This is a genomic window from Prescottella sp. GW823-FHT02E09 (genome assembly GCF_058797375.1).
In genome coordinates this window covers 261,511-275,630 of sequence record NZ_JBXAJP010000001.1, presented here as the reverse complement: position 1 = coordinate 275,630, position 14,120 = coordinate 261,511, and the positions used below count along the sequence as shown (strand labels likewise).

The following is a 14,120-nucleotide window of genomic DNA, read 5'->3' as shown; positions in this document are numbered from 1 at the left end:
TCAGGAAGCGGTGATCGAGGAGTCTTCTTCGGCGGCGACCGGTTCCGGCCGGGCAGCGACCGGGCGCACGAACAGCGGCAGCACGATCACGAGGTACGCCACCCACGCGACGAGCTGGAAGACGGTCGGGTCCGGCCGGAAGTTGAAGATGCCGGACAGGACGGTGCCGTACCAGCTGGAGCTGTCGAACACCGACGAGATGTCGAATGCGACGGTGGAGCCGCCCGGGAGCCATCCTGCGATCTGTAGCGCGCGGACGCCGTAGGCGAGGATGCCCGCCGCCACGACGACGAGGAAGGCGCCGGTGTAGCGGAAGAACCGGGCGAAGTCGATGTGCACGGCGCCGACGTACATCAGCACGGTGAGGACGGCCGCGACCGCGATTCCCAGCAGCAGGCCGATCAGCGGCCACGCGCTGCCGGCGGTGTTCTCGGCGTAGCCGACGAGCAACAGGGCGGTCTCGACGCCCTCGCGGCCGACCGCGAAGAACGCCATCGCGGCGACGGCCACCGGCCCCACGGCGAGCGCCCGGCCCATGCCGGCCTTGAGGTGCCCCGAGATCGATGCCGCTGCGGTGCGCATCCACAACACCATCGCGGTCACGATCCCGACCGCGACGAGCGATGCGAGGCCGCTGATCAGTTCGGCGGCGGTGCCGGTGACGGTGGAGGTGCCGAAGTGGATCGCGACGAAGATGCCGACGACCATCGCGACGGCCGCACCGACACCGGCCCACACCCACTTCAGTGCGTCACGGCGCTCGGACTTCACCAGGAACGCGACAAGGATCATCACGACGATCCCGGTCTCGAGTCCCTCCCTGACACCGATCAGACCGCTGCCGAACAGCTGTGTCGCGATGGACGGTGCATCGGCGCCGGCGGCGAGGACTGACACTTCATGTCTCCTGATGAGAGTCGGACGGCCGCCGCGGGTCAGGCAAGGCAAACCTGGGAGTGGCCAAGCCGAAAGTAGCATCCCCTAACGTCTCCCGGAAACCGCCCCCTACCAGGTCTTTTTTGTCTGAAATGGGGAGTTGGTCCCGATTCCGGCAAGCGTCACGACCGCGCGGTCTGGATGATGGACGGCGTGATGAGAGATGCCGCCACGCGCGCCGGGGTGCCGCGACCGCAAGCGACGGGGCTGCCGCCGGCCCGACCGCCGAAACGACGGCGTCCGTTCCGCACGTTCCTGATTGTGACGTCCTCGCTCCTCGTCGGTGTCGCGGTCGTGACGCTCGCGGTGGGGCTCGACGAGTTGGACCAACGGAAGCCGCGGATCGAGATCCCCGAGGGGATTCCGCCGGGTCCCGGTGCGCCGCTCCCGCCGATCGACGTCAACGCGGCTGGACGGACCGCGAACCTGCTGGGGGATTGGGCGGCACCGCTGTCAGAAGCTCTGGCGATCTCACCGACCGCGCTCGAGGCGTACGGCTACGCCGCCGCCGTCATGGCCGCGACGCGTCCCGAATGCGGCATCGGGTGGACCACCCTCGCGGGCATCGCCGCCGTCGAGAGCAAGCACGGCACCCACGGCGGCGCCCGCGTCGACGACAACGGGAAGGTGGCGCCGCCGATCCGCGGCATCCCACTTGACGGCACACCCGGAGTCGCGGAGATTCCCGACACCGACGGGGGCGCGATGGACGGCGACGCCACCCACGACCGCGCCATGGGGCCGTTGCAGTTCATCCCCGAGACATGGGTCCGGTGGGGCGTCGACGCCAACGGGGACGGGACCGTCGATCCGGACAACATCGACGACGCCGCGCTCACTGCGGCGCGCTACCTGTGCGCGCGTGGCGGCGACCTCACCACCGCCGACGGCTGGACCGCGGCGCTCATGGCCTACAACCTCTCCGGCGAGTACCTGCGGGATGTCCGGGATCGGGCCGCGGCCTACTCGGTGGGGGTGCGTCGGTGAGCGCCGCCGTGGCAGTGGTGACGAGGGCCACGCTGCGCGCGCCGCGGGACGGGAGTCGGTTACGCCGGTTAGGCTCAGACCTGGCACTATGCATCCGGCGGTTCACCGTGGCCGCCTGCCAGTAGACAACCCAGACGCTGCCTGTCCGGACCGGCATTTCACTGTCGTCCGCAGCAGCCGTACGAAGCCGCCGAAGGAGAACCATTCGTGGCCATCATTGAGCAGGTAGGAGCTCGCGAGATCCTCGATTCCCGTGGCAACCCCACGGTGGAGGTCGAGGTGCTGCTCGAGGACGGCAGCTTCGCCCGCGCTGCCGTTCCCTCCGGTGCCTCCACCGGTGAGCACGAGGCCGTCGAGCTGCGTGACGGTGGCGACCGCTACCTGGGTAAGGGCGTCCAGAAGGCCGTCGAGGCCGTACTCGGCGAGATCGCGCCGGCCATCATCGGCCTGGACGCCACCGAGCAGCGGACCGTCGACCAGGCGCTGCTCGACGCCGACGGCACCCCGGACAAGTCCCGCCTCGGCGCGAATGCCCTGCTCGGTGCGTCGCTGGCCGTGGCCCGCGCCGGTGCCGAGTCGTCCGGCCTGGAGCTGTTCCGCTACGTCGGTGGCCCCAACGCCCATGTGCTGCCCGTCCCGATGATGAACATCCTCAACGGTGGTGCGCACGCCGATACCGGTGTCGACGTCCAGGAGTTCATGGTCGCGCCCATCGGCGCGCCGACCTTCAAGGAGTCGCTGCGCTGGGGTGCCGAGGTCTACCACTCGCTCAAGTCGGTGCTCAAGGCCAAGGGCCTGTCCACCGGTCTCGGTGACGAGGGCGGCTTCGCGCCGGATGTCGCCGGCACCAAGGAAGCGCTGGACCTGATCGCCGTCGCCGTCGCGAAGACCGGCCTCAAGCTCGGCACCGACGTCGCGCTCGCGCTCGACGTCGCGGCCACCGAGTTCTACACCGACGGCACCGGCTACAAGTTCGAGGGCAAGAACCGCACGGCCGAGGAGATGGCCGCGTTCTACGCCGAGCTGCTCACCGCCTACCCGCTGGTCTCGATCGAGGATCCGCTGGACGAGGACGACTGGTCGGGTTGGGTTTCCCTGACCGAGCAGATCGGCAACAAGATCCAGCTCGTCGGTGACGACCTGTTCGTCACCAACCCGGAGCGCCTCGAGGAGGGCATCGCCAAGGGTGCGGCCAACGCACTGCTGGTGAAGGTCAACCAGATCGGCACCCTGACCGAGACCCTGGACGCTGTCGACCTGGCGCACCGCAGCGGCTACAAGACGATGATGAGCCACCGTTCGGGCGAGACCGAGGACACCACGATCGCCGATCTGGCCGTCGCGGTCGGCAGCGGCCAGATCAAGACCGGTGCCCCGGCCCGCAGCGAGCGCGTCGCGAAGTACAACCAGCTGCTGCGCATCGAGGAGAGCCTCGGCGACGCCGCCCGCTACGCCGGCGAGGTTGCGTTCCCGCGCTTCGTCTTCGAGGGTTCCGCCAGCTGATGAATCAGCACGGTAGGTCGCGGTCGGGTCGCCCCTCTCCGGGTGGGCGTCCCGATCGCCGCGGTGCCGGAACCGGGCAGGGCTCTCGCAGGCCCCGCCGGAACCGTGCCGGCGCCACTACCGCAACCGGGCGCGTCGACCCGGAGGCATCGAGCCCGCTCGATGCCTCCGGCGACGCAACCGGGCGTTCGGACAAGCAAGCCGCCGGGTCCCGCACCAGCTCGTCGCGAGCAGGTGCGGGACGCCGGTCGGCGCCGGCCCGGTCCGAGCGCACGTTCTTCGGGCTCTCGACGGGCCGCGCCGTGATCCTCGGCGTCGTGATCTGCGCGTTGGCGCTCACCCTCGCGATGCCGCTGCGCACCTACCTGACGCAACGCACGGAAGCCGATCGCCTGGCGTCCGAGCAGCGGGATCTCGAACGGCAGCTCGACGATCTGCAGCGGCAGAAGGAACAGATCGAGGATCCTGCGTGGGTTGCGACCCAGGGCCGGGAACGCCTCGGCCTGGTCCGGCCGGGGGAGACCCCGTACAAGGTGCAACTGCCCGGCGACTACAAGCCGCCGGAGAAGGATGCGCCGCCACCACCGCCGTCCACCGGAGCGTGGCACAGCGACCTGTGGCAGCGGCTCACCGAACTGCCGCCGTCCGCCGAGCCCGAACCAGAGTCACCGCCGGCGGCCCCCGTGGTGCCGGCTCCCGCACCAGAAGAACCAGGAGTACCCACCGGGTGAGCGAATCGTCCGTCCCCCAGGAAGACCTCGACGCCGTGGAGGCCCAGCTGGGTCGTGCCCCGCGGGGCGTCCTCGAGATCGCCTACCGCTGCCCGGACGGGCAGCCCGGCGTCGTGAAGACGGCCCCCCGGCTGCCCGACGGCACGCCGTTCCCCACCCTGTACTACCTCACCGACCCCCGCCTGACCGCCGAGGCCAGCCGGCAGGAGTCCGCCGGCGTGATGCGGGAGATGACCGAACGCCTCGGAACCGACCCCGAGTTGGCCGCAGCGTACCGCCGCGCCCACGAGTCCTACCTTGCCGAGCGCAACGAGATCGATTCCCTCGGAACCGATTTCACGGGTGGTGGCATGCCCGACCGGGTCAAGTGCCTGCACGTCCTGATGGCGCATTCGCTCGCGAAGGGGCCGGGTGTCAACCCGTTCGGTGACGAGTCGGTCGCCCTCGCCGCGCGAGGCAAGTTGCGAGGCGCCGCGATTCCGGCGGACTGGCCCGAGTACCGCGGACCCGGCGAGGCGGGAGACGGCGAGTGACGAGGGTCGCCGCGATCGACTGCGGCACCAACTCGATCCGACTGCTCGTCGCGGACGCCGACGACAGCGGACGGCTCACCGACGTCACCCGGCTGATGCGGATCGTGCGTCTCGGCCAGGGCGTCGACGCCACCGGGGCATTCGCGCCCGAGGCCATCGAACGCACCCGGATCGCACTGAGCGAGTACGCCGACATCATCCGTGACACCGGCGCCACCGCGGTGCGGATGGTCGCCACGTCGGCCACGCGCGATGCGTCGAATCGCGAGGACTTCTTCGCGATGACCCGTGAGGTGCTCGGAGCCGTGATCCCCGGCTCGGAGGCCGAGGTCATCACCGGTGACGAGGAGGCGCGACTGTCCTTCGCGGGGGCGGTCGGTGAACTGGATCCGGCCGAGGGGCCGTTCGTCGTCGTCGATCTCGGCGGCGGGTCCACCGAGGTGGTGCTCGGTGACGCCGACGGTGTCCATGCCGCGTTCTCCACCGATGTCGGCTGCGTGCGGGTGACCGAGCGTTGTCTGCGCGACGATCCGCCCACCGCGGAGCAGATCGAGTCCGCGCGGGCGTTCGCGTCGGACCGGCTCGAGCAGGCGTTCGCGAAGGTTCCGGTCGAGCAGGCCCGCACATGGGTCGGTGTCGCCGGCACCATGACGACGCTGTCCGCCGTCGCACAGGATCTTCCGGAGTACGACGCCGAGCGTGTGCACCTGTCCCGGCTCGGTATCGACCAGTTGCACGACGTCGCACACCGCCTCGTGACGATGACCCACGACCAGCGGGCCGCCCTCGGCCCGATGCATCCCGGTCGGGTCGACGTGATCGGCGGCGGGGCGATCGTCACCGCGGTTCTGGCCGACGAGCTTTCGCAGCGGGCCGGAATCGGTGAACTCGTCGTCAGCGAACACGACATTTTGGACGGAATTGCAATGTCGATCCCACTGGGCGGGTCGTGAATTAGCTCACTGTTTGTTCCGCCTACACTGTTCCTTGGTTTCCACTGTCGTGGCCACCGGAGTCGGGCCGGTGGTGGGCCCCCATAGCCCAATTGGCAGAGGCAGCGGACTTAAAATCCGCCGAGTGTGGGTTCGAGTCCCACTGGGGGCACCTCCGTCCCGCCGTTCGCCGGAACATGGCATCGAAGGTCCCGCTCACCGCGATTCCGGTGGGTGGGACCTTCGCCGCTGAGCAGGATGCGGGACGCGGCGGTCGACTCCTCCGATCCGGCTGCGGTGGAGGTGGATTCGAACCGAACCGGGGTCAGCGGCAGTGCCAGTGGCCGTATGCCTGCGGGTTCTGCCAGCGTCGGCACGGCGCGGTGTGGTCGGCGCTCGCCTGCGTCGCCGCCACGGCCGGTGGTCCCCCCGCGAACTGCGGAGTGTCGGCGGCCGCCGGGGTCGCGGCGACGCTCAGCGGAATTGCCGCGAGCGCAGCCGTCGCCAGGACGTTCGCGAGCATTCGAGCGCGGCGCGTGACGCTGTGGCGTTGGTCGTTCTCCTGTGTCATCGGTCGATCCTTTCCACGCGGACCAGTGGGCGCCATGATCGTCGAACAACCGAAATCGCGAGATTGCGGGTTCGACAGGCGCATCGCTCCTGCTCCACAATCCATGTTAGGGCCGATTGCCGCCCCGGTGGGAGGGCCTGGAGGGGGCCCGTGCAGCCGCCACCCAGGGGATGGCGGCCGTGTTTCCCGGCGCATGCCGTACAGTGGGTCTGTCAGGTGCGCCATCGAGGCTGCATGCCGGCTCGGATTCCGATCCTGAGCTGCCGAAGCGACGTCACCGTCGAATCCCTGACCTCCTCACGAACTCACAGGTCGAGCGCTCGCGAGTCGGGCCCATCGTCGACCGAAGGATCACAGCCAGGCGCGAATGCGCCGATACGTGTTGTCGCCGAGTTCAACTCGCGACGACCACAAAGGAATTTCATGCACTACACCACTGTTCATTCGCCGGTCGGGACCGGTCCGGATTCCTCGGGAGACCCTCGAGACCATGCACGCGGACGGTCCGCGGCGCTCCGGGCGCGTGCACTCGAGATTGTCGGCATCCTCTACCGGTGTGAGCGCGACGCCGCCGTGCAACTGCTGATGCAGCACTCGCAGGAGAACAACCTCAGAGTCGCAGCTCTCTCGGAGGCGCTCGTCGCCGTCGTGGACGGCGCGTCGGATGATCCGGGCGGCAATGCTCAGACGACTCTGGCGGCGCACTTCTGGCTCCGCGAGATCCGTCGACTCGGCCGAACTCACCGCCGTGGCGATCGTTGGGTACGCCACGTCGCGACGGCCGGTGGCTGTGTCGCCGGGTCGCGGACTGAGGCGCGGAAATCTTTTGCCCGACACGGTGATCCGAATCGCGTCGACTTCTCGACGCAAGTGTGATTGACTGAAAGTGGTCATAGTGTTTTGTGGTTGCATGTCTGTGCGCTCGCAATTCCTTTAGTTGTGGGGGATAGATCTCCTCTTCGGGTATCGCTTTCGGCAGTACCGGCCCGGGTCGCTCGAACATCGGCGATTCGTGATCGGCAAGCATGAGGAGTACAAAATGGCAACCGGCACCGTGAAGTGGTTCAACGCTGAAAAGGGCTTCGGCTTCATCGCTCCCGAGGACGGCAGCGCCGACGTGTTCGCGCACTACTCGGAGATCCAGGGCGGCGGCTTCCGCAGCCTCGATGAGAACCAGCGCGTTTCCTACGATCTGGGCCAGGGCGCCAAGGGCCCCCAGGCCACCAACATCAACGCGATCTGATCGCGCGTCGCCCGAATCGGGCGACGACTGACGACAGGCCCCGCTCCGTGCACACGGAGCGGGGCCTGTCGTGTTGTCTCGTCAGCGTTGTGAGTCGATGACCGCCTGCTGCGCGGCGGGTGTGACGGCGTCGACGTAGCCCTCGAAGTCGTCGTGCTTCTCCAGGAATCCCGCCACGAACGGGCAGATCGGCACGATCCGCTTGTCGTGTGCAACGGTGTCCTCGAGCGCCGCCCGGATCAGCGTGCTGGCCAGGCCGCGCCCGGCGAAGCGCTCGCCGATCTCGGTGTGGAAGAAGATGCGCTGGTCGCCGCGGTCGACGAACTGGGTGAATCCGGCGGTGGCGTCTCCGACCCGGATCTCGTAGCGGCGGAGGTCCGGCGCGGCATTCACGCGGGGTTGTGCATCCAGTTCGTCGGCCATGACTCCACTATGACAACTCGGACGCCCTGGTGCGAGGGTTCCGGCCACCGACGCCGGCGAAACGCGATTCAGGAACCCACCTTGGGGGTCGCGCGATCGATGATCGGGGCCAGATCGAGTCCGGTGGGCAGCGTGCCGAACACGGTGCCCCAGTCGCGGTCCAATCGGGTCGCGCAGAAGGCGTCGGCCACCGCGGGGTGCCCGTGCCGGACCAGTAGCGTCCCTTGCAGCGCGAGCGCCATGTCGCCGACCACCCGCCGCGCCCGGTGCTGCAGCGTGTCGACATCCGTGAACGATGTCTTCAGGTTCGCGACCGCGGTGTCGAGGCGGGCGTCGGCACCGGCGCTGTCGTCGAGTTCGTCGAAGAACGCCTCCACGGACTCGGGCTGACGGGCCATCGCCCGCAGGACGTCGAGGGCGGCGACGTTGCCGGAGCCCTCCCACACCGACAGCAGCGGCGCCTCCCGGTACAGGCGCGGCATTCGCGACTCCTCGACGTAACCGTTTCCACCCAGGCACTCCAGGGCCTCGGCGGCGTGCACGGGTCCGCGCTTGCACACGTAGTACTTGCTGACCGCCAGCGCGACGCGGCGCAGGGTCGACGCCTGCGGATCGCCGTCGTCGGCGCGGTCGGTGAGCGCGGCGAGCCACAGCGCGACGGTTGTCGACGCCTCCGACTCGACGGCAAGATCGGCGAGGACGTTGCGCATGAGGGGCTGGTCGACGAGGTGCGCGCCGAAAGCGCTGCGGTGCACGGCATGGTGCGCGGCCTGCGTGACGCCGACGCGCATCCCGGTCGCTGTCCCGATCGTGCAGTCCAGTCGCGTCATGTTGACCATCTCGATGATGGTGCGCACGCCGCGGCCCTCGTCGCCGACCCGCCAGGCCACTGCGTCGTCGTACTCCACCTCGCTGCTCGCATTCGAGTGATTGCCCAGCTTGTCCTTGAGTCGCTGTAGGTAAATCGCGTTGCGGGTGCCGTCGGACAGGATCCGGGGGAGCAGGAAGCACGTGAGCCCGCCGGGCGCCTGGGCGAGCACCAGGAAGACGTCCGACATCGGCGCCGACGTGAACCACTTGTGCCCGGTGAGCAGATAGGAGCCGTCCGACTGCGGGACGGCGCGGGTGGTGCCGGCGCGGACATCGGAGCCGCCCTGCTTCTCGGTCATCGACATGCCCGCGATCAGCCCGGGCTTGGTGAGAGGGGCGCGCAACTCCGGGTCGTACACGCGGGCCGTGAGCAGCGGCTCGTACTGCAGCGCGAGTTCGGGATTGTGACGCAGCGCCGGTATGACGGCGTACGTCATCGAGATCGGGCATCCGTGGCCGGCGTCCACCTGCCCCCACACCGCCATCTTCGCGGCGCGCACGAGATGCGGGTGCGGTTTCGGGTCCGTCCACGGGGTGCCGTGCAGCCCCAGTTCGACGGCGGTGTCCATCAGCTGGTGGTAAGCGGGGTCGTAGGCGACCTCGTCGATGCGGTGACCGTACCGGTCATGGGTCTGCAGGACGGGTGGATGAGCCTCAGCGAGATCGCCCAGCGCGAGCGCGTCGGCGCCGCCCGCGAGTCGTCCGACGCGGTGCACCTCGTCGAGCGCGTGATGGGCGCCCTCGCGCTGCAGCGCCTCGAGCAGCGGAGGGTAGTCGGCGGCGTCGTAGTCGATCAGCGGCGGAACCTGGTTGGTGACCTCGTGCGTGACCCTCATGCGACCCCCTGGTGCGGTGGTGACGGCGATCCTTGATCAGAAGTCAATGACGGTTGGGGGCGCCCGTCAAGGACTCGCGGGAATACGATACGAGACGGTAGCGTATTGAAATACTGCTCCCGATCTCGAAAGGTCCGGTCATGACCACTTCGTCCATCTCGCGCGCCCCCGCCGTCGGGGCGCCGCGACACCTCGGGCTGGCGCTCGTCGTCATCGCGACGGCACAGCTGATGGTGATCCTCGACAGCACCATCACCAACATCGCGCTGCCCAGCATTCAGGCCGATCTCGGCATCTCGGCGTCGGGACTGGCCTGGATCGTGAACTCGTACGTGCTCGCGTTCGGCGGTTTACTGCTGCTCGGCGGCCGGTCCGGCGACCTGTTCGGCCGGCGGCGCATGTTCCGCGTCGGTATCGTCGTGTTCACCGTCGCATCCCTGCTCGGCGGCTTCGCCCCCAACGCGGAACTGCTGATCGCCGCCCGCATCCTGCAGGGTGTGGGTGCCGCGATCGCCGCACCCACGGCGCTCTCGTTGATCGCGACGACCTTCCCCGAGGGGGGACCGCGCAACAAGGCGATGGGCGTCTACGCCGCGATGTCCGGTATCGGATCGACCATCGGACTGCTCCTCGGCGGCGTGCTCACCGACTACCTCGACTGGCGCTGGATCTTCTTCGTCAACGTCCCGATCGGTATCGCACTGCTGTTCGGCACCTCCGTGCTGCCGGCCGGTGACCGTGTCCGCGGCCGACTCGACGTGCCCGGTGCCGTCACCGGCACCCTCGGTCTGGTCGCGCTCGTCTACGGCATCACCCGCGGCGGCGAGGACGGCTGGACCGACCCGCTGACCCTCGCCCTGTTCGCGTCCGCGGTGGCGTTGCTGGCGGTGTTCGTCGTGATCCAGGCCCGCTCCGACCATCCGATGATGCCGCTGCGGCTGCTGAAGGACCGCAACCGCTCCGGTTCGTACGCGGCGATGCTGATCATCGGTGCCGCGATGTTCGCGACCTTCTACTTCCTGTCGCTGTACATGCAGCAGGTGTTGCAGTTCTCGCCGGTCGAGACCGGTCTGGCCTACCTGCCGTTCAGCTTCGGCATGGCGCTCGCGACCGGGGTCGGGTCGAAGTTGGCGGGACGTCTGCCTGCACGACTGCTCGCCGGCCCCGGCCTGGTCGTCGCCGCGATCGGCATGGCCTGGTTGGCGATGCTCGAACCCGGGTCGTCGTACCTGACGCACCTCATGCCCGCAATGTTCGTCACCGCCGTCGGCCTCGGCAGCAGCTTCCTGCCGATGACGCTCGGTGCGGTCTCCGGTGTCACGCACGCCGACGCCGGCATCGCCTCGGCCCTGCTCAGCACGGCGCAGCAGATCGGTGGCGCGATGGGCCTGGCGATCCTGTCGACCGTGGCCACCGCCACCGCGAACGACTCGCTGCCCGACGCCGACCACGCCTACTTCCAGGCCGTGGCGACCGGCGACGGCGCGTTGCTCGAACGCGCCGCGGACGCGCTGACCAGTGGGTTCACCGCGGCATTCGCCGGTGCGGCCGTGCTGTTGATCGTCGGGGTGATCGTCACGGTCACGGCGATCAACGCCCGCGCGGCCACGGGGGAGAAGCCGCCCGTGCACGCGGGCTGAGAAGGTGGGAGTTGGTGTGGCGGCGATATCGCCGCCACACTGAACTTCCGGTGAAGGGAGAGATGGTGTCGTCGATGCGTGCGGGTCGTCCCCGCGACATGGAGCGTGAGCGTGAGTTGTTGATCGCGACACAGGATCTGCTCGCGGAGGTGGGCTACGACCGCCTGTCGATCGACGCGGTCGCGGCTCGATGTGGTGCGGGCAAGACCACCGTGTACCGGCGGTGGGCCGGGAAGAGCAAGTTGGTCGCTGACGCTGTTGCGCTGCTCCATGATTCGTATCCCGAGCCCGACACGGGAAGTCTGCGTGAGGATCTCGTCATGGCGGCATCGGCGTGGCACGACCCCGACGCGCGGCGCGACGCCGTCGTCGCGGGGCTTCTCACCGCGATGGCGCACGACGGTGAACTGCGCGACGCGGTCCGCGCCGCGGTCACCGAGCCGCGCCGGGCGGTCTACCGGTCGATCGTGTCCCGCGCCGTCGAGCGCGGTGAGATTCCGGCGACCTGTGACATCGAGCTGATCGGCATGGTCTTTCCCGCGCTGACGTTCCACCGCGTCACCGTGATCGCGCAGCCGGTGGGACGGGAGTTCATCGAACGCGTTGTGGATCACGTGGTGCTTCCGTCGCTGACCTGCGGCTGAGGTGGTAGGAAGCTTCCTGTGGAATATCCGGCAGGCGTCCGCAGTTGGTGGCATATAGTTGAAACTTGAAATACTTTGGAGGTAGGCATGCAGTTCGGAATCTTCACCGTCGGCGACGTGACCGCGGACCCCACGACCGGCCGGACCCCGACCGAGGCCGAGCGCATCAAGGCAATGGTCGCGATCGCGGAGAAAGCCGAGGAGGTCGGTCTCGACGTGTTCGCCACCGGCGAGCACCACAACCCGCCGTTCGTGCCGTCCTCCCCGACGACGATGCTCGGCTACATCGCCGCCCGCACCGAGCGGATCATGCTGTCGACGTCCACGACGCTGATCACCACCAACGACCCGGTGAAGATCGCCGAGGACTTCGCGATGCTCCAGCACCTCGCGGACGGCCGCGTCGACCTCATGCTCGGCCGCGGCAACACCGGTCCCGTGTACCCGTGGTTCGGTAAGGACATCCGCGAGGGCATTCCGCTCGCGATCGAGAACTACGCGCTGCTGCACAAGCTCTGGCGTGAGGACGTCGTCAACTGGCAGGGACGTTTCCGGACGCCGCTGCAGTCGTTCACCTCGACGCCGCGTCCTCTCGACGACGTCCCGCCCTTCGTATGGCACGGCTCGATCCGCAGCCCGGAGATCGCCGAACAGGCCGCCTACTACGGCGACGGCTTCTTCGCGAACAACATCTTCTGGCCCAAGGAGCACTTCATCCAGCTGATCAACCTCTACCGCCGCCGCTACGAGCACTACGGGCACGGCTCGGCCGATCAGGCGATCGTCGGGCTCGGTGGTCAGGTGTTCATGCGCAAGAACTCGCAGGACGCGGTCCGTGAGTTCCGTCCCTACTTCGACAACGCCCCGGTCTACGGGCACGGGCCGTCGCTCGAGGAGTTCACCGAGCAGACCCCGCTGACCGTCGGCAGCCCGCAGGAGGTCATCGACAAAACCCTCACCTTCCGGGAGAGCTTCGGCGACTACCAGCGTCAGCTGTTCCTCATGGACCATGCCGGCCTGCCGCTGAAGACCGTTCTCGAACAGCTCGACCTGCTCGGCGAGGAAGTGGTGCCGGTGCTGCGCCGCGAAATGGACGCGCTGCGTCCCGCGCACGTGCCCGAGGCGCCCACGCACGCGAGCCTGCTGGCTGCGAAGAAGGCGGAGGTGCTGTCGTGACCGACGCGAAAACCCGTACGCTGACGGTGATCTCGGCCGGATTGACGCAGCCGTCGTCGAGTCGGCTGCTGGCCGACCGGCTCGCCGCGGCGACCGTCGACGCGCTCACCGAGCGGGGATTCGACGCCGACGTCGAGGTGGTCGAACTCCGCGACCATGCGCACGCACTCACCGACAACCTGCTCACCGGATTCCCCGGCGGCGGGCTGCGGGCGGTCGTCGACCGTGTTGCCCGGTCCGACGGGCTGATCACGGTCACACCGATCTTCAACGCGTCGTACAGCGGGCTGTACAAGTCGTTCTTCGACGTCCTCGAGCCGGGCACTCTCGACAGCGTGCCGGTCCTGCTGGGCGCGACCGGTGGCACTGCGCGGCACTCGCTTGCGCTCGAGCACGCCGTCCGGCCGATGTTCGCGTACCTGCGGGCGGCGGCGGTGCCGACGGCCGTCTACGCGGCATCCGAGGACTGGGCCGGATCCGGCGACCAGGGTCTGGCGCAGCGGATCGGGCGGGCGGCCGGTGAACTGGCGGCGGCGATGGCCGCGCGCGAGAACACCGGACCGGCAGATCCGTTCGAGAACACGGTGCCGTTCGAGGAGTTGCTGGCCCGGGGGTGACCGTTCCGCGCGCTGTATGAAGAAGCCTTCATGATCAACTCATGGAGTCCTCATCTACACGGGAGAGACTGACTCCCATGATGGTTTTCCGCCGCGGTCTCGCCCTTGTGGCGATCCTGCTGTTTCCGGTGCTGTTGGCACTGGGCAGTCAGGTGTTGGCCGCCCGCCCGGGGGCGCCCGACCTGCCCAGTCAGCCGCCGATCACCTTGGAGAAGGCGGCACCCTCCACGCCGCCCGAGCCTGAGCCGACCACACCGACTCCCGCGCCAGATGCGCCGGCTCGGCCGGCGCCTGCCCCGGGTGGCGGTCAGGCTGCGCCGAGTGTGACGGCCCCGATGGTCGTTCCACAGGCGCCGCGCACCCCGGCGCCGCAACCGCCCGCCTGGACCGGCGACGACGATGACGATGACGACGATTTCGGTGGCGGAGACAGTGTCGACGACGGTAGCGGCGATGACGACTGAGGTACATGTACAGG

16 protein-coding genes and 1 tRNA gene are annotated in these 14,120 nt (G+C 68.7%); 12 read left to right on the top strand and 5 right to left on the bottom strand.

Translation table 11 applies throughout. The features are described from left to right. The gene (gene efeU, locus AC1RIF_RS01345) at nt 1–897 is read right to left on the bottom strand and encodes an iron uptake transporter permease EfeU (protein ID WP_492599574.1); all 897 of its coding nucleotides are present in this window, start codon (nt 895–897) and stop codon (nt 1–3) included. Nucleotides 898–1,092: 195 nt separating this feature from the next. Here efeU and AC1RIF_RS01340 point away from each other — a divergent pair, with 195 nt between their 5' ends. The 6 genes from AC1RIF_RS01340 (at nt 1,093) to AC1RIF_RS01315 (ending at nt 5,794) form a co-directional block, all read left to right on the top strand. Beyond that, the gene (locus AC1RIF_RS01340; RefSeq protein ID WP_492599573.1) at nt 1,093–1,923 is read left to right on the top strand and encodes a lytic transglycosylase domain-containing protein; all 831 of its coding nucleotides are present in this window, start codon (nt 1,093–1,095) and stop codon (nt 1,921–1,923) included. Between the two features lie 207 nt (nt 1,924–2,130). Then, nucleotides 2,131–3,426, top strand: coding sequence for a phosphopyruvate hydratase (gene eno / locus AC1RIF_RS01335; RefSeq protein WP_492599572.1), 1,296 nt, complete (start codon nt 2,131–2,133; stop codon nt 3,424–3,426). After that, complete coding sequence (locus tag AC1RIF_RS01330; RefSeq protein WP_492599571.1) at nt 3,426–4,157, top strand: FtsB family cell division protein; 732 nt, start codon at nt 3,426–3,428, stop codon at nt 4,155–4,157. The genes eno and AC1RIF_RS01330 overlap by 1 nt, the downstream gene beginning before the upstream one ends. Next, nucleotides 4,154–4,690: a DUF501 domain-containing protein gene (locus tag AC1RIF_RS01325; RefSeq protein ID WP_492599570.1), complete on the top strand. Its 537-nt coding sequence runs from the start codon at nt 4,154–4,156 to the stop codon at nt 4,688–4,690. The genes AC1RIF_RS01330 and AC1RIF_RS01325 overlap by 4 nt, the downstream gene beginning before the upstream one ends. After that, nucleotides 4,687–5,643, top strand: coding sequence for a Ppx/GppA phosphatase family protein (locus AC1RIF_RS01320; protein ID WP_492599569.1), 957 nt, complete (start codon nt 4,687–4,689; stop codon nt 5,641–5,643). Before AC1RIF_RS01325 ends, AC1RIF_RS01320 begins: the two co-directional genes overlap by 4 nt. Nucleotides 5,644–5,720: 77 nt before the next feature. Next, nucleotides 5,721–5,794: transfer RNA gene (locus tag AC1RIF_RS01315), tRNA-Leu, on the top strand. 153 nt (nt 5,795–5,947) lie between these two features. Here the strand turns inward: AC1RIF_RS01315 and AC1RIF_RS01310 are convergent. Further along, nucleotides 5,948–6,193, bottom strand: coding sequence for a hypothetical protein (locus AC1RIF_RS01310; protein WP_492599568.1), 246 nt, complete (start codon nt 6,191–6,193; stop codon nt 5,948–5,950). 351 nt (nt 6,194–6,544) lie between these two features. Then, the gene (locus AC1RIF_RS01305; RefSeq protein WP_492599567.1) at nt 6,545–7,087 is read right to left on the bottom strand and encodes a hypothetical protein; all 543 of its coding nucleotides are present in this window, start codon (nt 7,085–7,087) and stop codon (nt 6,545–6,547) included. Between the two features lie 145 nt (nt 7,088–7,232). Here AC1RIF_RS01305 and AC1RIF_RS01300 point away from each other — a divergent pair, with 145 nt between their 5' ends. Next, nucleotides 7,233–7,436: a cold-shock protein gene (locus tag AC1RIF_RS01300; protein ID WP_114718550.1), complete on the top strand. Its 204-nt coding sequence runs from the start codon at nt 7,233–7,235 to the stop codon at nt 7,434–7,436. 81 nt (nt 7,437–7,517) lie between these two features. Here the strand turns inward: AC1RIF_RS01300 and AC1RIF_RS01295 are convergent, their stop codons facing one another. Next, the gene (locus tag AC1RIF_RS01295) at nt 7,518–7,859 is read right to left on the bottom strand and encodes a GNAT family N-acetyltransferase (protein WP_492599566.1); all 342 of its coding nucleotides are present in this window, start codon (nt 7,857–7,859) and stop codon (nt 7,518–7,520) included. Nucleotides 7,860–7,927: 68 nt separating this feature from the next. Continuing rightward, a complete protein-coding gene (locus AC1RIF_RS01290; protein ID WP_492599565.1) occupies nt 7,928–9,565 on the bottom strand; it encodes an acyl-CoA dehydrogenase family protein in 1,638 nt (545 codons plus the stop codon). A gap of 140 nt (nt 9,566–9,705) precedes the next feature. Here AC1RIF_RS01290 and AC1RIF_RS01285 point away from each other — a divergent pair, with 140 nt between their 5' ends. The 5 genes from AC1RIF_RS01285 (at nt 9,706) to AC1RIF_RS01265 (ending at nt 14,106) form a co-directional block, all read left to right on the top strand. Then, complete coding sequence (locus AC1RIF_RS01285) at nt 9,706–11,205, top strand: MFS transporter (RefSeq protein ID WP_492599564.1); 1,500 nt, start codon at nt 9,706–9,708, stop codon at nt 11,203–11,205. A 50-nt stretch (nt 11,206–11,255) separates the two neighbouring features. After that, a complete protein-coding gene (locus AC1RIF_RS01280; RefSeq protein WP_492599563.1) occupies nt 11,256–11,849 on the top strand; it encodes a TetR/AcrR family transcriptional regulator in 594 nt (197 codons plus the stop codon). 87 nt (nt 11,850–11,936) lie between these two features. Next, the gene (locus AC1RIF_RS01275; RefSeq protein ID WP_492599562.1) at nt 11,937–13,025 is read left to right on the top strand and encodes an LLM class flavin-dependent oxidoreductase; all 1,089 of its coding nucleotides are present in this window, start codon (nt 11,937–11,939) and stop codon (nt 13,023–13,025) included. Beyond that, entirely contained in the window at nt 13,022–13,642 is a 621-nt protein-coding gene (locus AC1RIF_RS01270) for an FMN reductase (RefSeq protein WP_492599561.1), read from the top strand. Before AC1RIF_RS01275 ends, AC1RIF_RS01270 begins: the two co-directional genes overlap by 4 nt. A 77-nt stretch (nt 13,643–13,719) precedes the next feature. After that, nucleotides 13,720–14,106 carry a hypothetical protein gene (locus tag AC1RIF_RS01265; protein ID WP_492599560.1) on the top strand — a complete coding sequence of 129 codons (387 nt, stop codon included), beginning with the start codon at nt 13,720–13,722 and terminating at the stop codon, nt 14,104–14,106. Nucleotides 14,107–14,120: the final 14 nt, after the last annotated feature.